Here is a 19,525-nt window from a genome sequence, read left to right on the forward strand (position 1 = left end):
TATGAGTATCAGGCCCCGGCGTGACCGGGGTACTGTGAGTGTTACTGTCAGGATAGCCGTTTTTCAATGGCGTCCATCAGCATGCCGGTAATGTTGACCGGAAAGGCGGCCTCGATCTCGCGCACGCAGGTGGGGCTGGTGACGTTCACCTCGGTGAGCTTGTCGCCGATAATGTCGAGACCCACAAAGATCAGTCCCTTGCGCTTCAGCACCGGGCCCAGGGCCTCGGCAATGCGGCGGTCACTGTCGCTTAACGGGCGGGCCTCGCCCCGGCCGCCGGCGGCCAGGTTGCCCCGGGTTTCGCCGCCCTGGGGAATGCGCGCCAGGCAGTAGGGTACCGGCTCGCCGTCCACCACCAGCACCCGCTTGTCGCCGTCCTTGATGGCGGGCAGATAGGTCTGCACCATGCAGTAACGGCTGCCGTGCTCGGTGAGGGTTTCGATGATCACCCCCAGGTTGGGATCGTCTTCCTTCACCCGGAATATGGAGGCACCACCCATGCCGTCCAGGGGCTTCATGATGATATCCTTGTGCTCGGCGTGAAAGGCGCGAATGTCGGCGGCCTTGCGGGTGACCAGGGTGCTGGGGGTATGCTCGGCAAACCAGGCGGTGTAGAGCTTTTCGTTGGCGTCGCGCAGGCTCTGGGGCTTGTTGACGATAAGCACGCCTTCGCCCTCGGCACGCTCCAGCAGGTAGGTGGCGTAGATGAATTCGGTGTCAAAGGGCGGATCCTTGCGCATCAGGATCACGTCCAGGCTGTGCAGGGGGTTGAGCTCGGGCTCGGCCAGGGTATACCACTGGCTGGCGTCTTCCCTGACCGACAGCCGGGTCATGCTGCCATAGGCTTCGCCGTCGCGCAGGCTGAGATCGCTCATTTCCATGTACCAGAGCTCATAGCCCCGGCGCTGGGCCTCCAGCAGCATGGCGAAGCTGGTGTCTTTCTTGATGTTGATGGACTGAATGGGGTCCATCACGATTCCCAGTTTGATGGTCATGCGAGATCTCCAAATCGGCATTGCAGGGCGGTAATGGCGGTGAGCGCCGCGGTTTCGGTGCGCAGCACCCGCGGTCCGAGCAGTATATCAATAAAGCCCTGGTCGCGGGCGGCGACGATTTCCTCGTCCGACAGGCCCCCTTCGGGGCCGATCAGCAGGCGCACGCCGGCCTCGGGGGCGGGTAGGGTGTTGACGCTGTATTCGGCCCGGGGGTGCAGGTTGAGTTTGAGCTCGTCGGTGTGTTCTGCCAGCCAGAGGCTCAGCTCCATGGCCGGACGGATTTCGGGAATGCGGTTACGACCGCATTGCTCGCAGGCGGCAATGGCAATTTTCTGCCACTGTTGCAGCTTCTTCTCCAGCCGCTCGCCACTGAGCTTGACGCCACAGCGGCTGGAAAACAGCGGAGTGATCACGTTCACCCCGAGCTCCACCGACTTCTGAATGGTGAACTCCATCTTCTCGCCCCGGCTGACCACCTGGCCCAGGTGAAAGTGCAGCGGCGACTCCACCTCACCGGCGCTGAATGCGCCCACGCGCACCCGCACGGTTTTTTTGCCGGCCTCCACTATCTCGGCGGCATACTGGCCACCCTCACCGTTAAACAGCACCAGGGCCTGGCCGGCCTGCATGCGCAGCACCCGGCCCACGTGGTTGGCGCCGTCTTCCGACAGGGTCAGCTCCCGGCCGCTGGCAAGCTCGCTCGGCTCATGGATTCGGGGTATACGCATAGTTTTTGCACTGCTCCTGAACAAAGGGGTTGTGGTTGCCCTGAATGCGCTCGATGCGCCTGTCGCGCTCGCATTCCCAAGGGCTCGCCGGGTATTGCCGGTTCCAGGCTTCAAACAGTTTCTGCTGCTGACGGGCAATCTTCAGCTTGTATTGCTGTTGCATATACAGGTAGGTGCGGGCAATGGCCCCCCGGGTTTGCTCGGGGGGTTGCACCTTGCGCCCCTTGAAGTCCACCAGCATCTGGCAGCGGCCATATTGTACCGGCTTGCCGTTCCATTCGGAAAAACGGTAGTTGGAGCGATCGCCGTTGACCTCGCCCACCGCCGGCACCAGGTTGTGCAGATCGCCTTCCATTTGCCGGAACAGCTCATCCTTGCGGGTGCAGTTTTTGCGCCCGCCCTGCTGCCAGCACTGGCGCTGGTGGCCGAACTCCCAGGCGGGTACCACGTGTTCCCACTCGATGCGGCTGGCCCGCTGTTGCTGTTTGCGAATCCGGTAGCCGCAACCGGCCAGATCGGGCACCAGTTTTTTACCCTGTTTTTCTATGTTGCAGCCACAGTAAAAGCTTACCGGATGATCGGTGTAAATGCCCGGTGCCACCTTTTTGGCCTGGCGAAACGACATGGCTTCGCCATAAGCCAGTGTGGAGCACAGGCTCAGGATCAGAAGAAAATAGCGCACGACTCGTTGTTATGTTGGTTTTTGTGCGCGCAAGCTTACCACCGGCGGCGGGGCGGGGAAAAGGGGGGGGATACCGGGACGGTGCCCGGTATGACGTTTACGTTTAAATCAGCTTCAGCATGGCCTCGGCAGAAGAGACGTCCAGCTTGCCGGGCTGTTCCACACACACCTGAGTGACCATGCCGTTGTCCACCACCAGGGCGAAGCGCCGGGCGCGCAGGCCGCCAAAGGCGCCGGTGTCCTTGGCCAGCCCCAGGGCCTGAGTAAAGCTGCCATCGCCGTCGGCGAGCATGGTAATGGCGCCGGCATTCTGGCTTTGCTGCCAGGCGCGCATCACGAAGGCGTCGTTCACCGACAGGCAGAACAGCGCCACGCCCTGACGCTGGAATTCGTCTGCCAGGGTCACAAACCCCGGCAGATGGGCCTGGGAGCAGGTGGGGGTAAAGGCGCCGGGCACGGCGAAGATCACCGCCTTCTTGCTGGCGAACAGGCTTTGCGTGTCGGCGCTGGTCTTGCCGCTGTCGGTGATAAAGGTGAAGTCGTGCCGGGGCAGGGCGGTGCCGGGCTGAATCATGTTGTTTTCCTCTTGTGTGGGGCTTTGACCCGGATTAATGGCTGGCCGCAGTGCAGACACTGGTAGCGCAGCTGGCCACGCAGTACCTTGTTGTGCCGGCGCAGGCTCAGTTTATGAATGCGGCAGCCGCAATCATAGCTGAAAACCGGGGCGACTTTCTCGGTGTTGAGCCGGTGCCGGGTGCGGGGCTCAAGGCCGAATACTTCTGCCATGATGGCCTGCCATTCCCGGCCATGGGGTTTTACCTTGCCGTAAAGGGCAAAGACCACCAGATGGGCCACCTCGTGAGGTACGATTTCGCTCAGAAAGTCGTGGGCGTTGTCGGTCAGCAACACCGGGTTAAAGCGTAGCTCCCACTGTTCCAGCCAGGCAGAGCCGGCAATGCGGCCGCGCTGGTTAAAACACACCAGGGGTGGGTCGAACCGCCGGCCGGTATGGCGTTCGGCCAGGGCCAGGCACTCGCTGACCCGGTTCTGTACTTGCTGAAAAAGGGAATCGTCAGGTTTCATGTTTGTAGAGCGGTGAGCTTGTCTTTGGGCCTCAGGTCCTTGCCGTTTGCGATACGGTGCGCTTTCGTCAGGCAAAGCGCACTGCTTCTCCGGCACGCCGTGACGAAGTAAAAATGCCTGACCGAACATTGAGTATGTCCGCAGCAGGTATTTTTAGTGAGTGGCTTTCACCGAAGCGTGTCGTGAAGTGCAACCGCACTGCTGATTCGCATGATGGACGGGTAATCAGCATACAAAAAGGGGAAGCGTTTGCTTCCCCTTGATGCTTACTTCAGGCCGGCGGCGTCGCGCAGCAGGGCGGCCTTGTCGGTGGCCTCCCAGGGGAACTCGTCCCGGCCGAAGTGGCCGTAGGCGGCGGTGGCCTGGTAGATGGGACGGTTCAGGTCCAGCATCTGAATGAGACCGTAGGGGCGCAGGTCGAAGTGTTCGCGCACCAGGGCGTCGATGAGCTCCTCGGATACCTTGCCGGTGCCGAAGGTTTCCACGCTGATGGAGGTGGGCTCGGCCACGCCGATGGCGTAGGACACCTGAATTTCGCAGCGATCGGCCAGGCCGGCGGCCACGATGTTTTTGGCCACATAGCGGGCGGCGTAGGCGGCGGAGCGGTCCACCTTGGACGGATCCTTGCCGGAGAAGGCACCGCCACCGTGACGGGCCATGCCGCCGTAGGTGTCCACGATGATCTTGCGGCCGGTGAGACCACAGTCACCCATGGGGCCACCGATGATGAACTGGCCGGTGGGGTTGATGTGGTACTTGGTGTTCTTGCTCAGCCATTCGGCGGGCAGCACCGGCTTGATGATCAGCTCCATTACCGCTTCGCGCAGGGTGGCCTGATCGATGTCCGGGCTGTGCTGGGTAGACAGCACCACGGTATCGATGCCAACGGGCTTGCCGTCGTCATAAACAAAGGTCACCTGAGACTTGGCATCCGGACGCAGCCAGGGCAGCTCCTTGGCCTTGCGCACGTGGGCCTGGCGCTTTACCAGACGGTGGGAGTAGGTGACCGGCGCGGGCATCAGCACATCGGTTTCGTTGGAGGCGTAACCAAACATCAGGCCCTGGTCGCCGGCGCCCTGAGCGTAGGGATCTTCGTCTTCCCGGTCCACGCCCATGGCGATGTCGGGCGACTGCTTGCCGATGGCGTTGAGCACGGCGCAGCTGTCACCGTCAAAGCCCATGTCGGAGCTGGTGTAGCCGATTTCGCGCACGGTGCGGCGGGCCAGCTCTTCGATGTCGACCCAGGCGCTGGTGGAAATTTCGCCACCCACGATGACCATGCCGGTCTTGACGTAGGTTTCGCAGGCCACGCGGGCCTTGGGGTCCTGCTTGATGATGGCGTCGAGGACCGCATCGGAGATCTGGTCGGCAATCTTGTCGGGATGACCTTCGGACACGGACTCGGAGGTAAACAGTCTGGCCATGTTACTTCACTTCCTGAAAATGTAATGAATTCGGTGCTGTCAGGGACCGCCGAATGGCGGTATTAACATCTGGACGGCTATTCTAGAGAGGCGAGGGCGGGATTGCCAGCAAAATGTGTGACCGGTCCGGTGCCCGGCCATGGCCCTCGGGGAGAATAATTTGCGCCTCCCGGCCGTCTTTGGGACAATAACCGCCGTTTTGTTCACCTTTCTTTAAAGAATTTCTCAGGAGATGTCGATGCCTTCTCGTCAAGTGCTGGCCAATGCCGTGCGCGCGCTCAGTATGGATGCGGTACAGAAAGCCAATTCCGGTCACCCCGGAGCCCCCATGGGCATGGCGGATATCGCCGAGGTGTTGTGGCGTGATTACTTGAAGCACAACCCGGCCAACCCGAACTGGGCCGACCGCGACCGCTTTATTCTGTCCAACGGCCACGGCTCCATGCTGCTGTACTCCCTGCTGCACCTGACCGGTTACGAGCTGTCCATCGACGATCTCAAGCAGTTCCGCCAGCTGCACTCCAAGACCCCGGGTCACCCCGAGTACGGCTACGCGCCGGGCGTGGAAACCACCACCGGCCCGCTGGGCCAGGGCATTACCAATGCCGTAGGCATGGCCATTGCCGAGAAGGCGCTGGCGGCCCAGTTCAATCGTCCCGGCCACGAGGTGGTGGATCACTACACCTATACCTTCCTGGGTGACGGCTGCCTGATGGAAGGCATCTCCCACGAGGCCTGCTCCCTGGCCGGCACGCTGGGCCTGGGTAAGCTGATCGCCTTCTGGGATGACAACGGCATCTCCATCGACGGCGAGGTGGACGGCTGGTTCAGTGACGACACCCCCAAGCGCTTTGAAGCCTACGGCTGGCATGTTATTCCTGCGGTAGACGGTCACGACAGCGCCGCCGTGGCCGCCGCCATTGAGGCCGCCCGTGCCGAGACCGGCCGCCCCACCCTGATCTGCTGCAAAACCGTGATCGGTTTTGGCTCCCCCAACAAGGGCGGCAGCCACGACTGCCACGGCGCCCCCCTGGGCGCGGCCGAAATCGCCGCCACCCGTGAGCAGCTGGGCTGGAATCACGCTCCCTTTGAGATTCCCGCCGAGGTTTACGGTGAGTGGGACGCCAGGGCCAGGGGTGCCGAGCTGGAAGCCGGCTGGAACGCCAAATTTGACGCCTATGCCGCCGAATATCCGGCACTGGCTGCCGAGCTCAAGCGCCGCCTGAACGGCGAGCTTCCCGCCGACTGGGCTCAGCAGAGCGCCGATTTTATCAAGGGCCTGCAGGCCGCCCCGGCCAAGATTGCCACCCGCAAGGCGTCTCAGAACGCCCTCGACGCTTTTGGTGCCGTTCTGCCCGAGCTGCTGGGTGGCAGTGCCGATCTGGCTCCTTCCAACCTGACCATGCACAAGGGTTCCAAGGCCATCAGCGCCGAGGATGCCGCCGGCAATTACCTGCACTATGGTGTGCGCGAGTTCGGCATGAGTGCCATCATGAACGGCATCGCTCTGCACGGCGGCTTCGTGCCCTACGGCGGCACCTTCCTGATGTTCGTGGAATACGCCCGCAACGCGGTGCGCATGGCCGCCCTGATGAAGCAGCGCTCCATCTTTGTTTACACCCACGACTCCATTGGTCTGGGTGAAGACGGCCCCACCCACCAGCCGGTGGAGCAGATCGCCTCCCTGCGTCTGACCCCCAACATGAGCACCTGGCGCCCCTGTGACCAGGTGGAGTCCGCCGTGGCCTGGAAACACGCCATCGAGCGCAAGGATGGCCCCACCTCGTTGATCTTCTCCCGTCAGAACCTGCCCCAGATGGAGCGCACCGAGGCCCAGCTGGCCGACGTGGCCCGCGGGGGCTATGTGCTGCGCGACTGTGCCGGCACCCCTGAACTGATCCTCATTGCCACCGGCTCCGAAGTGGAGCTGGCCGTGGCCGCCGCCGAGCAACTGAGCGAAAAGGGCCGCGCCGTGCGTGTGGTGTCCATGCCGTCCACCGACGTGTTCGACGCTCAGTCTGCCGAATACCGTGAAAGCGTGCTGCCCGCCGCCGTGACCAAACGCCTGGCGGTGGAAGCCGGCATTCGCGACTACTGGTTCAAGTATGTGGGCTTTGGTGGCGACATCATCGGCATGACCAGCTTTGGCGAGTCGGCTCCCGCCGGCGAGCTGTTCAAGCTGTTCGGCTTTACCGTTGACAACGTGGTGGAAAAGGCCGAAGCCCTGCTGGGCTGAGCCATTTACACCCATAAATGAAAACAAACCGGCTTTCGAGCCGGTTTTTTTATGTCTGCGATCTGGTCAGGCAGTGAGGCCGTGCCGTCATCAGGGCCAGCGAATGATCCCGATCACAATTTTTTAACCTGCTGAAATTCGCTCTCAAAGTAAAAGTCTATTTTAATCAGTGCCTTGTGTTGAATATTGAGCTGGGAGTCAGGCTTTTTTATCGCCAGTGGCATTGCTCGGTCTGTTAATGGAATGTATATATAATTATGAATTCATAATGACGCAGGCGGCGTCGTAACCAAGGAGAAGGTAATGGGAAACAATCTACACGCTTTTGGCGGATTTTTTAAAAAGAGTTTGTTAACAATGTCGCTGGGCGCCACCCTGGCCACCGCCTCGGTGCAGGCCGAGACCCTGCGGGTGGCCGGCAACTTTGCCGTGGATCATTCCAGTACCCTGGCGATGGAAGTGTTCAAGCAGGAAGTGGAAGCGGCCACCGACGGTGACATTGAAGTGAACCTGTTTCCGGCCATGCAGCTGGGCGGTGCCTCCGAGAACGTGGATCAGGTGCGCTCCGGCGTGCTCAGCATGACCTGGATTGGCGTGTCCTTCCTGTCCCGCACCGTGCCCGAGCTGGAAGCGGTGAGCCTGCCCTTCGTGTTCAAGGACCGGGAAACCGCCTTTAAGGTGATCGACGGCCGGGTAGGGGAGCTGCTTAACGAGAAGCTGGCAGAAAAGGGCTTTGTGGCTCTGGGCTTTATGGAGCTGGGCCCGCGCCATGTCACCAACAGTGTGCGTCCCATCGAGTCCATCGACGACTTTGACGGCCTCAAGATCCGTCTGCAGCCCAACGAAACCCATCTGAAAACCTTCCGTGCCCTGGGGGCCAGCCCCACCTCCATGGGCATCAACGAGGTATATTCCGCCCTGCAGCAGAAGGTGATCGACGGCCAGGAAAACCCCTTCAGCATCATTCGCAAGAACAACTACCAGGAAGTGCAGCAGTACGTCACCGACACCGGCCACTTCTTTGATTTCATCGTGGTGGTGGCCAACAAGAAGCGCTTTGACAAGCTCTCCGACGCCGAGCAGCAGGCGGTGCGGGAGTCCATGGCCAAGGCGGTGCAGTGGCAGCGTGAAAAGGCCGCCGAGGAAGATCTCGAGTCCCGCGACCAGCTGGTGGCCGCCGGCATGAAATTCAACAGCGTCAGCCCCGAGCTGCATCAGCAGATGCAGGAAAAAACCGCCGGCATTATCGACGAGCTGAAAGAGCGCCTGGGTGACGAGCTGGTGAACGCCGTTCTGGAGGACGCCAAGTCATGAAAACCGGTCATTCCGAACAGCCGCACATGCTGAACGGAGCCGGGCCCCTGCCAGCGCCGGGGGCCTTTGGCCGCCGGCTGCTGCTGAGGGTGGACAGCGCCTCCCGCTACACCATTTGCGCCTGCATGGCGGTGATGGTGCTGCTGGTCTCGGCTCAGGTGTTCTGCCGTTATCTGTTGTCCGAGTCCATTGACTGGGCCGATGAAATGTCGCGTCTGGCCTTTGTCTGGGCAGTGTTCCTGGCGATACCCCATGGCCTCAAGCATGGCATTCATGTGGGTATCGATCTGATGACCAACCGCCTGAGCTTTCGCATGCAGGAGAGGTTGGCCCGGCTGATGATGCTGGCCAGCGGGCTGCTGATGGTGGTGGTGTGCTACCAGTCGGTGCTGGTGGCCATCGACGGCTGGGGCGAGCTGATGCCGACCATTCCGGTCAGCGCCTCGGTGTTCTATATCCCGGTGATGCTGAGCTGCGGCCACGGCCTGCTGCACTTGTTGTTTATGGCCTGGCAGGGCACGCGCGTCTGGATTGAAGAGGAGGAAGCCGCATGACCACACTGGCGATTGTTCTGTTCCTGGTGCTGGCGCTGCTGGGCATGCCCCTGGCCTTTTCACTGGGGCTGGCAGCCCTCGGTGGCCTGGCCTGGAGCGGCATTGAGCTGTCGGTGCTGCCCCAGCGCATGATGCACGCGGTCAACTCCTTTCCGCTGATGGCGATTCCGCTGTTCATGCTGGCGGGTGAGCTGATGGTGGGCGGTCAGGTGATGCAGCGTACCATCGACTTTGCCAACGCCTTTGTGGGCCGGGTAAAGGGTGGTCTGGCCCATGTGACCCTGCTCTCCGGCCTGGGGCTGGCGTCGGTGACCGGTGCCGCCGTGGCGGGCGCCAGTGCCCTGGGTACCACCATGATGCCGGCGATGAAAAAGCACTACGACGCGGGCTTCGGCTCGGCGGTGGTGGCCTCGGCGTCAAACCTGGGCCCCATCATTCCGCCCAGCGCGGCCATGATTGTATACGCCCTGATGGCCGGCTCCTCGGTCTCCGTGGGGGGCCTGTTCATGGCCGGTGTGGTGCCCGGTGTGCTGCTGGTGGTGGGCATGATGGTACTGTCGAGCTGGATTGCGCACCGCAAGGGTTATCCGCCTACCGGTGAACCCTTCAGCCTGAAAAACCTGCTGGTGCAGACCAGACGGGCCGGGGCCATCATGCTGATGCCGGTGATCGTGATTGGCGGCATTGTCGGCGGCGTGTTTACCGCCACCGAAGGGGCCGCCATTGCCGTGGTCTATGCCTTTGTCATCGGCAAGTGGGTGACCCGCAAGCTGGAGTGGACCGACCTGCCGGGCTGTATGTTCCGCGCCGCGCTGACCTCGGCCGTGGTAGGGGCGCTGATTGCCTTTGCAACACCGCTGACCTTCCTGTTCACCATTGACCTGATCCCGATGCGGTTGTCCCAGTTCATTCAGATGCTGACCGACAATCCCGACGTATTCCTGGCGCTGGTGATGGTAATGCTGCTGGTGGTGGGCATGTTCCTGGAGTCGAATGCGGCCTACATCATGCTGGTGCCCCTGTTCGCCCCCATTGCCCTGGCCTACGGCATAGACCCGCTGTATTTCGGCTTTCTGTTCGTGTTCAACCTGGTGATCGGCATGATGACGCCGCCGGTGGGGGTGTTGCTGTTCGTGATGTGCGGCATCGCCAAGATCCCCATGTCGCAACTGTTGCGCTACGTCTGGCCCTTTATTGCCCTGCAATACCTGGTGCTGATTCTGTGCTGGATTTTCCCCGAGATAGTGACGGCCCTGCCGCACGCCCTGGGTTACTGATTGATTAACTGATTACACATAATGACAAGCAAGGAGCTAACCATGACTGAACGTACTCTGCTGGGTGTACTGACCCCTTCTTCCAACACCACTCTGGAGCCGGTAACCGCCGACATTCTGCACGGCGTGGAACATGTCAGCGCCCACTTTGGCCGCCTCAAGGTGACCGAGATTTCCCTGACCGACCAGGCCCTGAGTCAGTTCGACAACGAGCCCTTCCTGCAGGCCTCCCGGCTGCTGGCCGATGCCAGGGTGCAGTCCATTACCTGGAGCGGAACCTCTTCCGGCTGGCGCGGTTTTCAGGATGACGAAATCCTGTGCCAGGCCATTACCGAAGAGACCGGCATTCCGGCCACCACTTCCGTGCTGGCACTGAACGAGCTGTTTGCGTTGACCGGCGTCAGGCGCTTTGGCCTGGTGACCCCCTACCTGCGCGACGTGCAGAAGAAGGTGATCGCCACCTACGCCGGTGCCGGTTTTGAGTGTGTCGCCGAGCGTCACCTCAACGACAAGGGCAACTTTTCCTTCTCCGAGGTGAGTGAAGAGACCATTGAGCAAATGGTGCGTGAGGTGGCCGCCGAGGGCCAGTGTGACGCCATCACCATCTTCTGCACCAACCTGCGGGGTGCCCGGGTGGCCGCACGGCTGGAAAAAGAGCTGAACATTCCCATCTACGACACCGTGTCTACCGGGGTATGGAAGGGCATGCTGCTGGCCGACGCGGATCCGGGCCAGATTCAAGGGTGGGGCTCTTTATTTTTGGTTAAACCGTAATTATATATTATATAATTCATAAATAAGAGCAGCCTGGCCGGGGAGTAATGACAGCCCCGGTCAGGCTGGTGTGGTGATTTGTTATTCATAATTCGATCGGGATCACCCTTGCCTTTCCCGGTCATACCGTTTTGACCGGCAACGGATTAGAGTACGCGATCGATCACATTCATATAACAGGAGCACGATATGGCAAGCAGTATGAATTCCCTGGGGCAGGGTTCTCTGCGGCGACGCTCGCTGCACGAGGAAGTGGCCGACTGCGTGCGCACCATGATCATCGAGGGCGAGCTGAAGGAAGGGGAGCGCATCAACGAGCCGGCACTGTGCCAGCAGCTGGATATTTCCCGCACCCCGTTGCGCGAAGCCCTCAAGGTATTGAACTCCGAAGGCATTGTCACCATAGAGCCGAACCGGGGCGCCCGGGTGGCGGTGATCACGCCGGAAGAGATTCGTGAACATTTCGAGATTATCTGCTCCCTGGAGCGTCGCGCCGCCGAGCTCACCGCCGCGCGTGCCACGGCCGCCGAGCTGGAGCAGCTGACCCGGCTGCAACACCAGCTGGAAGACTATCACCAGGCTCAGGACAAGCAGCATTACTTTGAAGTCAATCAGCACATTCACCGGCTGATCATCGAACTGGCCGGCAACGACACCCTGACCCAGCTGCATCACCAGCTGATGAACAAGGTCAGCCGGGGCCGCTACCTGGCCATTGGCTTTCATCACCGCTGGGATGAGTCCGTCACCGAGCACCGGCAACTGCTGGAGGCCCTCAAGGCCGGTGACGGCGACCGGGCGGGTCGTATTCTGGCCGAGCATGTGATGCACACCGGCGATCTGCTGGTGCGCGAGCTGGAGCAAAAACAGCAAAAAGCGGGCTGAGTTGCCCACCGGGGCGGCTTCATGCCCCACTCCCTTTCTTTCTGACGCCGCCTATCGCGTTTTCCTGCCTGTTTTCCGTTTTCCGTTTTCCGTTTTTCGCCAGCCGGAGTGCCGGCTGCTGCCCTGCTGCCTGAACGGTCTTCCGCGGTGGGCGGCCTGAGCCTGCCTGACGACGGTTCATGGAAGGGTGTGCCAGTTTTTTATGCAAGCCTCGATTGTTAATCATTTGTTTCTCATCATGAGATCTTGTTCACATTTTCGTTACCTTCGGTTTGAAAGTGGCCACAAGCAATGATTAATTACGTATACATAATTATGAATGCAATCTAGTGGATTAGCGCAACATCAAGGAGTGACCCATGTCCGAGTTTGATCTGGTGATTCGAAACGGCCGCATTGCCACCGCCGCCGACGTAACCGACTGCGATATCGGCATCAAGGACGGCCGTATTGTGGCCCTGGGCCTGAACCTGGGCCCGGGCCGGGAAGAAATCGATGCCAGTGGCAAGCTGGTGCTGCCGGGCGGCGTGGATGCTCACTGTCATCTGGATCAGCCCATGCCCGATGGTTTGCGTATGGCCGACGACTTCTATACCGGCACCCGCTCCGCCGCCTGCGGCGGCACCACCACCGTCATGCCCTTTGCCGCCCAGGAAAAGGGCCAGTCCCTGAAGGCGGCGGTGGAGGATTACCATCGGCGCGCTGAAGGCAAGGCGGTGGTGGACTACGCCTTTCACCTGATCGTCAGCGACCCCACCGAAAAAGTGCTCAAGGAAGAGCTGCCGGAGCTGATCCGTCAGGGCTGCACCTCCTTCAAGATTTACATGACCTACGACGACCTCAAGCTCAACGACGGCCAGATCCTCGATGTGCTGGCCCTGGCCCGGGACGAAGGTGCCATGGCCATGATCCACGCCGAAAACGCCGACTGCATCGGCTGGCTGACCAAGCGCCTGCTCGACGCCGGCCACACCGCCCCCAAATACCATGCCGCTTCACGCCCCATGCTGGTGGAGCGGGAAGCCACCCATCGGGCCATTGCCCTGTCCGAGCTGGTGGACGTGCCCATTCTTATCGTGCATGTGTCCGGTGAAGAAGCGGTGGAGCAAATTCGCTGGGCCCGCAGCAAGGGCATCAGCATCTATGCCGAAACCTGCCCCCAGTACCTGTTCCTCACCGCCGAAGATCTGGGCCTGGACGGCTACGAAGGCGCCAAGTGCGTGTGCAGCCCGCCCCCCCGGGACAAGGCCAATCAGCAGGTGATCTGGGACGGTCTGGAAGACGGCCTGTTTACCATCTTCTCTTCCGACCATGCCCCCTTCCGTTACGAAGATCCCCAGGGCAAGAAGCCGAACGGTGAGGAAGTGGACTTTCCCTATATTCCCAACGGCATTCCCGGTCTGGAAACCCGCCTGCCGCTGTTGTTCTCGGAAGGGGTCAACAAGGGCCGCATTACCCTCAACCGCTTTGTGGAGCTGACCGCCACCAACCCGGCCAAGCTTTACGGCCTGTATCCGCAAAAGGGCAGCATCGCCGTGGGCGCCGATGCCGACATCGCCATCTGGGACCCCAGGCGTGAGGTGGTCATTCAGAACGAATTGCTGCACCACGACGTGGATTACACCCCCTACGAGGGCCAGGTGGTCACCGGCTGGCCGGTGCTGACCCTGAGCCGGGGCAAAGTGGTATGGCGCGATGGCGAGGTGCTGGGCCAGGCCGGCGACGGCCGCTTTCTGCCCTGCGGCAAGCCGGACATGGCCAAACCCAGGGTGCGCCGCTGAGCGTCAGGGAACGATTTCGGGCAGGGCGAGCCAGGACAGGTCGTCCGCCCATTAACCGAGCAGTTCAAGGAGTGAATATGTCATACCAAAGCGGGCGTCATTTTCTGCAGATCCCGGGTCCGTCACCGGTGCCGGAGCGGCTGGTGCGCGCCATGTCAAAAGCGGTGATCGATCACCGCGGGCCGGAATTCGGCGAGCTGGGCCGGAACGTGCTGGCCGGCATCAAGCGCATTTTCCAGACCGAAAGCCCGGTGGTGATCTATCCCGCCTCCGGCACCGGCGCCTGGGAAGCGGCCCTGGTCAATACCCTGAGCCCGGGGGACAAGGTGCTGATGTGTGAAACCGGCCAGTTCGCCACCCTCTGGCACGAGCTGGCCACCCGCCTGGAGCTGGAGGTGGAGTTTCTGCCCGGTGACTGGCGTCACGGTGCCAGCCCGGAAGCCATTGCCGAACGTCTCAGCCGGGACAGTGACCATCAAATCCAGGCGGTGTGCGTGGTGCACAACGAAACCTCCACCGGTGTCACCAGCCGCATTGCCGACATTCGCCGCGCCATTGACGGCACCGGTCATCCGGCGCTGTTTATGGTGGACACCATCTCCGGGCTGGCTTCTGCCGAATACAAGCACGATGAATGGGGCGTGGACGTCACCGTATCCGGCTCCCAGAAGGGGCTGATGCTGCCGCCGGGCATCAGTTTCAACGCCCTCAGCGACAAGGCCCTGGCCCGCCACCAGCAGGCCCGGCTGCCGAAGTCCTACTGGGACTGGAGTTCCATGCTGGCGAGCAATGCCACCGGCTACTTTCCCTACACCCCCGCCACCAACCTGCTCTATGGCCTGAAGGAAGCCATCGCCATGCTGGAGGAGGAAGGGCTGGACAACGTCTTTGCGCGCCACCAGCGCCATGCCGAAGCCACCCGTCGGGCGGTGCAGGCCTGGGGGCTGGAGGTGCTCTGTCTCAACCCCGAGGAATACAGCCCGGTGCTGACTACTGTGCTGCTGCCGGAAGGGCAGGATGCCGACGCCCTGCGTAAGGTGATTCTGGCGCGCTTCGACATGTCCCTGGGCGCCGGCCTTGGCAAGCTCAAGGGACGGGTGTTCCGCATCGGCCACCTGGGCGACATCAATGATCTCACCCTGCTCGGTACCCTGGCCGGCGTGGAAATGGGGCTGACCTGTGCGGGTGTGCCCCACAGCCCGGGCGGGGTACATGCCGCCATGCGGTTCCTGGCCGATCACTAAGCGATTGCGGCGGCCCGCAGTGGGCGGGCCGCTTACCCATGCCATCGGGCATATTCAAGGAAGGAGATTCTCATCATGAGAAAACTGATCACCGCCACTTTGCTTGGCAGTATCCTGGCATCCACACCGGCTCTGGCCGAGACCATCAACCTCAAGGTGATCGGTCAGCCGCTGGCCACCGGCCTGATCCAGAAAAACAAGGAGCAGCCGTTTTTTGAAAATCTGGCCGAAAAGACCGGCTTGCCGCTCAAGGTCAACTACAAGCCGCTGGACACCACCGGCATCAAGGACGTGGAGCAGCTGCGGGTGCTGAAGTCCGGCCTGTTTGACCTCATTTCCCTGCGGATGTCCCAGGTGTCCCGGGACGAGCCCACCATTCTCGGTCTGGATCTGGTGGGCCTGAACCCCAACTTCGAACAGGGCCGCAAGGTGGTTGACGCCTACAAGGACACGGTGGATCAGCGCCTGCAGGAGCGGTTCAACACCAAGCTGCTGGCGGTCTGGCCCTTTGGCCCGCAGGTGCTGTTCTGTAACCACCCCATCAACGGCCTGGAAGACGTCAAGGGCCTGAAGGTGCGGGTGTATGACCAGAACCTGGCCCAGTTTGTGGAGTCCGTGGGCGGGGTGCCGGTGCCGGTGGCCTTTGGTGACGTACACCAGAGTCTGGCGCTGGGCATGATTGAGTGCGCCATTACCGGCCCGAGCTCGGCCAACTCCGCCGGCTGGCCGGAAGTGACCACCCACATGCTGCCCCTGGGCTTCCAGCTGGCGCTGAATGGTTACGGCATCAACCTCAAGACCTGGAACAAGCTCGATGCCGAGCAGCAGCAGACCCTGCAGAAAGCCTTTGACGAGCTGAGCGAGGAAATCTGGAGCTACTCCGAAGAGCTGTTCCTGGATGCCAGCCGCTGTAACGTGGGTGAACAGCCCTGTGACACCGGCAAGCCCTTCAACCTGGTGGAAGTGCCGGTGAACGAGGCCGACCTGGCTACCGTGGCCAATACCGTGACTCAGGTGTCCTATCCGACCTGGGCCGAGCAGTGCGACAAGTCCAACGCCGACTGCTCCGCCAACTGGAAACGGGACCTGAAGGACATAGTGGGCCTGTAACCCCTTAACAACGCCGGCCTGTGCCGGCGTCTTTGTCTGAATGACACTCAAGTGGACCGGCTGGCGATATGGGCCTCGCCGGTCCCGCGTCCGGCAACAGGGTGATGGCTGCCCTGGCGCCGGTGACAAGGAGACGTTGACATGAAGCGAATAGAGCGGCTGACCAGCCTGGTATTTGGCGGCATGTTTCTGCTGTTGTCGCTGATGATTGCGGTAGAGACCCTGCTGCGCAAGTTTTTCAAGATATCGTTGCAGGGGGTGGATGAACTGAGCGGTTATGCGCTGGCGGTGGGGGCCACCCTGTCCTTTACCATCGCCCTGTTTGGCCGCGCCCACATGCGCATCGACATTTTTCACGAGCGCCTGCCCAGAGGGTTGCAGAGCGTGCTGAACTGGCTGTCTGCCCTGTTCATGTGTGGCCTGGGTCTGTTTATGGTGTGGGTGTGCCTGAATGTGGTGCTGGAAACCCTGGACTACGGCAGCACCTCCCAGACGCCCTGGGCCACGCCGCTTATCTATCCCCAGAGTGTGTGGATGGCGGGTCTGGTGGTGTTTGCCCTGGTGGCCCTGGGCTATGGCCTGCGCGCCACCTGGCTGCTGGCCAGTGGCCGGGTGAACATGCTGAACAGTGAATTCAACCCCAAGGGGGTGAGTGAAGAGCTGAAGGAAGAGCTGGCCGACTTTGCCCAGCGCCAGCAGCAACAGGAACAAAACACCGCGGCACCGAAACTGGCCGGGGAGGGTGCACAATGACAGTAACTACCGTTTTTATCGGCTTTTTCGCCATGCTCGGCATGCTGTTGCTGGGCGTTCCCATCGCCGTGGCCATGGCCCTGATCGGGGTGATTGGCGGCATCATGGTGTTTGACTGGACCTTTATGGACTCTATCGGCGCCGTGGTATGGAGCGTGCACAACGAGGCGCTGCTGACCGCCATTCCGCTGTTCATTCTGCTGGGTGAGCTGCTGCTGCGCAGCGGCATCGCCGACAAGATGTTCCTGTCCATGTCGGCCTGGCTGGGCAGGTTGCCCGGCGGTCTGCTGCACACCAATATCGGCTCCTGTGCGCTGTTTGCCGCCACTTCCGGCTCTTCGGTGGCCACCGCTGCCACCATCGGCACGGTGGCGCTGCCGTCGCTGCAGGAGCGCAAGTACTGCATGCGCCAGTCCCTGGGCAGCCTGGCTGCCGGCGGTACTCTGGGCATTCTTATTCCGCCCAGCGTCAACATGCTGATCTACGGCTCGCTGACCAATAACTCCATCGGCAAGCTGTTTATGGCGGGGCTTATTCCCGGCGTGATGCTGAGCCTGCTGTTTATGGTGTATATCGCCTTCGCCAACCGCGGCCAGGGCAGTGTGCGGGAAGAGAAGCTGCCGCTGTCCGAAAAGCTGCGTCTGTCCCGTCACCTGATCCCGCCGGCGGTGGTATTCGGTATCGTGATGGGCAGCATCTACAGCGGTCTGGCCACCGCCACCGAGTCTGCCGCCCTGGGGGTTATGACCGCGCTCTGGTTCGCCTGGCGCTCCGGCCGGCTGTCGGTTAACTTCCTGCAGGAATGTTTCGTTCAGACCGCGCGCATTACCGGCATGATCCTGCTGATCATCACCGCCGCCTTTGTGCTTAACCTGACCATCAGCCTCACCGGGGTGGTGGATGAACTGACCGCCTGGGTGACCTCCTTCGGTCTCAGTGCCACCGGCCTGCTGCTTATTCTCATCCTGTTCTACCTGGCACTGGGCATGTTTATGGACGTGCTGTCGATGCAGGTGCTGACCATTCCCATCACCTATCCCATCGTCACCGCCCTGGGTGTGGATCCCATCTGGTACGGCGTGTTCGTGGTGCTGATGTGCGAGCTGGCGCTGATCACGCCGCCGGTGGGCATGAACCTGTTCGTGGTGCAGAGCGTGCGCAAGGACGGCGGCAATATCAGTGATGTGATGTGGGGTGTGGTGCCGTTCATCCTGATCATGATGCTGTTCACCTTCAGTCTGATGACCTTCCCGGAGATCGCCCTGTGGCTGCCCAACATGATGTAACCCAAAGCTGGCGCCTCGGCGCCCTTGAGCTGGCGGCGGCCTACGCCGCCGGCACCCTGACCCCGCTGACGGTGGTCGAGGCGCTGGGCGAGCGTATCGCCCGGCTTAATCCCGAACTCAATGCCATTATCACTCTGAACCCGGCGGCCCGTGACGAGGCCGCTGCCGCCACCGCACGCTGGGCCGAGGGCCGGCCCCTGAGCCCCCTCGATGGTGTGCCGCTGACGGTCAAGGATCACCTCAACACGCTGGGGCTGGCGACCACCTGGGGTAACCGGGCCCTGGCCGGCAATATCGCCACCGAGGAAGAGCTGGCGGTCTCCCGCTGCCGGGCCGCCGGGCTGGTGATCCTGGGCAAGACCAATGTGCCCGAGTTCACCCTGGAAGGCTATACCGACAACCGGCTGTTCGGCGTGACCCGCAACCCCTGGAACCCGGCACTGACGCCGGGGGGCTCCAGCGGCGGCGCGGTGGCAAGCCTGGCCGCGGGGCTGGCGCCGCTGGCGCTGGGCACCGACGGCGGCGGCTCCATTCGCCGGCCGGCGTCCCACACCGGCCTGGTGGGGCTCAAGCCTTCCATCGGCGCCGTGGCCCGGGCCGGCAGCCTGCCCCAGGTGATGCTCGACTTTGAAGTGGTGGGGCCGCTGGCCCGCAGCGCCGCCGATGCCGAGGCCCTGTACCGCATTATCAGCGGTCCCGATGTGCGGGATCCGGCGTCCTGGCGCGCTCGTCCCGAGATGCCTGCCCGCCCGTTGCGTATTCACTATGTGCCCCGTTTGGGCGAACAGCCGCTCGATGCGGAGATTGCCGCGAGCGTGGAGCAGGCGCTGGCGGTGTTTGCGCGCTTGGGGCACCGGGTGACTCAGGGGGAATTGCCGTTTTCTCTCGAGCCGGTGGACAGATTCTGGCCCATGATGGGGGCGGCGGCGGTGGCGGCCATTTTCCGGGCCTTTCCCGGGACCGAGTCCGAGGCCGCCGGGCGCTTTCGCGATATGGCCGGGCAGGGCCGGCAGCTGTCGGCCACCGACTATCTGTGCGGCCTGGACGGCATTGGCCGTTTTCGCCGTACCGTGGCCGAGGCCTTTCTTGATATCGACATCATCATCACGCCCTCGGCGGCGGCCCTGCCCTGGCCGGCGGAGCAGCCCTATCCCGGCGAGATCGATGGCCGGCCGGTGGGTCCGCGGGGTCATGCCATTTATACCGGCTGGGTGAATGCCTGCGGCCATCCGGCCATCAATTTGCCGGCGGCGCCGTCGGCGGACGGCCTGCCCATCGGTTTTCAGTTGGTGGCGGCCATGGGCCAGGACGCGCTGCTGCTGCGGCTGGCGGCGGAATATGAACAGCAACAAGCGGGCTGGCAGTGGCCGGCCCTGGCAGAAGGGTGACAACAGGATGA

Annotated in this window: 18 protein-coding genes; 12 read left to right on the top strand and 6 right to left on the bottom strand. The window is 62.0% G+C overall.

The window, feature by feature from the left end:
• Positions 1-47 precede the first annotated feature (47 nt).
• The 6 genes from gshB to metK all read right to left on the bottom strand — a co-directional run bounded on the left by gshB (position 48) and on the right by metK (position 4,912).
• The gene (gene gshB / locus PU634_RS05375) at positions 48-995 is read right to left on the bottom strand and encodes a glutathione synthase (protein WP_306763035.1); all 948 of its coding nucleotides are present in this window, start codon (positions 993-995) and stop codon (positions 48-50) included.
• On the bottom strand, positions 992-1,723 hold the full coding sequence (gene rsmE, locus PU634_RS05380) for a 16S rRNA (uracil(1498)-N(3))-methyltransferase (protein ID WP_306763036.1): 732 nt from the start codon (positions 1,721-1,723) through the stop codon (positions 992-994). Before rsmE ends, gshB begins: the two co-directional genes overlap by 4 nt.
• On the bottom strand, positions 1,701-2,348 hold the full coding sequence (locus tag PU634_RS05385; RefSeq protein ID WP_306763666.1) for an endonuclease: 648 nt from the start codon (positions 2,346-2,348) through the stop codon (positions 1,701-1,703). The genes rsmE and PU634_RS05385 overlap by 23 nt, the downstream gene beginning before the upstream one ends.
• Positions 2,349-2,508: 160 nt before the next feature.
• A complete protein-coding gene (locus PU634_RS05390) occupies positions 2,509-2,979 on the bottom strand; it encodes a peroxiredoxin (RefSeq protein WP_306763037.1) in 471 nt (156 codons plus the stop codon).
• Entirely contained in the window at positions 2,976-3,488 is a 513-nt protein-coding gene (locus PU634_RS05395) for a SprT family zinc-dependent metalloprotease (RefSeq protein WP_306763038.1), read from the bottom strand. The genes PU634_RS05390 and PU634_RS05395 overlap by 4 nt, the downstream gene beginning before the upstream one ends.
• 266 nt (positions 3,489-3,754) lie before the next feature.
• The gene (metK, locus tag PU634_RS05400; protein WP_306763039.1) at positions 3,755-4,912 is read right to left on the bottom strand and encodes a methionine adenosyltransferase; all 1,158 of its coding nucleotides are present in this window, start codon (positions 4,910-4,912) and stop codon (positions 3,755-3,757) included.
• A 238-nt stretch (positions 4,913-5,150) separates the two neighbouring features.
• Between metK and tkt the strand changes: the two genes are divergently transcribed.
• The 12 genes from tkt to PU634_RS05460 all read left to right on the top strand — a co-directional run bounded on the left by tkt (position 5,151) and on the right by PU634_RS05460 (position 19,514).
• Positions 5,151-7,148, top strand: coding sequence for a transketolase (tkt, locus tag PU634_RS05405; RefSeq protein WP_306763040.1), 1,998 nt, complete (start codon positions 5,151-5,153; stop codon positions 7,146-7,148).
• A gap of 357 nt (positions 7,149-7,505) precedes the next feature.
• The gene (locus PU634_RS05410; protein ID WP_306763041.1) at positions 7,506-8,462 is read left to right on the top strand and encodes a TRAP transporter substrate-binding protein; all 957 of its coding nucleotides are present in this window, start codon (positions 7,506-7,508) and stop codon (positions 8,460-8,462) included.
• Positions 8,459-9,016 carry a TRAP transporter small permease gene (locus PU634_RS05415; protein ID WP_306763042.1) on the top strand — a complete coding sequence of 186 codons (558 nt, stop codon included), beginning with the start codon at positions 8,459-8,461 and terminating at the stop codon, positions 9,014-9,016. Before PU634_RS05410 ends, PU634_RS05415 begins: the two co-directional genes overlap by 4 nt.
• Positions 9,013-10,293 (top strand): TRAP transporter large permease, encoded by a 1,281-nt coding sequence (locus PU634_RS05420; RefSeq protein ID WP_306763043.1) that lies wholly within the window; start codon positions 9,013-9,015, stop codon positions 10,291-10,293. Before PU634_RS05415 ends, PU634_RS05420 begins: the two co-directional genes overlap by 4 nt.
• 42 nt (positions 10,294-10,335) lie before the next feature.
• Positions 10,336-11,067 (top strand): maleate cis-trans isomerase family protein, encoded by a 732-nt coding sequence (locus PU634_RS05425; RefSeq protein ID WP_306763044.1) that lies wholly within the window; start codon positions 10,336-10,338, stop codon positions 11,065-11,067.
• Between the two features lie 189 nt (positions 11,068-11,256).
• Positions 11,257-11,952, top strand: a complete 696-nt coding sequence (locus tag PU634_RS05430; protein ID WP_306763045.1) for a GntR family transcriptional regulator — start codon at positions 11,257-11,259, stop codon at positions 11,950-11,952.
• Positions 11,953-12,311: 359 nt separating this feature from the next.
• Positions 12,312-13,733 carry a dihydropyrimidinase gene (gene hydA, locus PU634_RS05435; RefSeq protein ID WP_306763046.1) on the top strand — a complete coding sequence of 474 codons (1,422 nt, stop codon included), beginning with the start codon at positions 12,312-12,314 and terminating at the stop codon, positions 13,731-13,733.
• A gap of 77 nt (positions 13,734-13,810) precedes the next feature.
• A complete protein-coding gene (locus PU634_RS05440; RefSeq protein ID WP_306763047.1) occupies positions 13,811-14,977 on the top strand; it encodes a pyridoxal-phosphate-dependent aminotransferase family protein in 1,167 nt (388 codons plus the stop codon).
• A gap of 75 nt (positions 14,978-15,052) precedes the next feature.
• Complete coding sequence (locus PU634_RS05445) at positions 15,053-16,087, top strand: TRAP transporter substrate-binding protein (RefSeq protein ID WP_306763048.1); 1,035 nt, start codon at positions 15,053-15,055, stop codon at positions 16,085-16,087.
• 141 nt (positions 16,088-16,228) lie between these two features.
• Entirely contained in the window at positions 16,229-16,840 is a 612-nt protein-coding gene (locus PU634_RS05450; protein WP_306763049.1) for a TRAP transporter small permease subunit, read from the top strand.
• On the top strand, positions 16,837-18,126 hold the full coding sequence (locus tag PU634_RS05455; RefSeq protein WP_306763050.1) for a TRAP transporter large permease: 1,290 nt from the start codon (positions 16,837-16,839) through the stop codon (positions 18,124-18,126). The genes PU634_RS05450 and PU634_RS05455 overlap by 4 nt, the downstream gene beginning before the upstream one ends.
• Entirely contained in the window at positions 18,105-19,514 is a 1,410-nt protein-coding gene (locus PU634_RS05460) for an amidase (protein WP_306763051.1), read from the top strand. The genes PU634_RS05455 and PU634_RS05460 overlap by 22 nt, the downstream gene beginning before the upstream one ends.
• Positions 19,515-19,525 lie beyond the last annotated feature (11 nt).

The sequence above is a fragment of the Oceanimonas pelagia genome (genome assembly GCF_030849025.1).
Lineage (GTDB): Bacteria > Pseudomonadota > Gammaproteobacteria > Enterobacterales > Aeromonadaceae > Oceanimonas > Oceanimonas pelagia.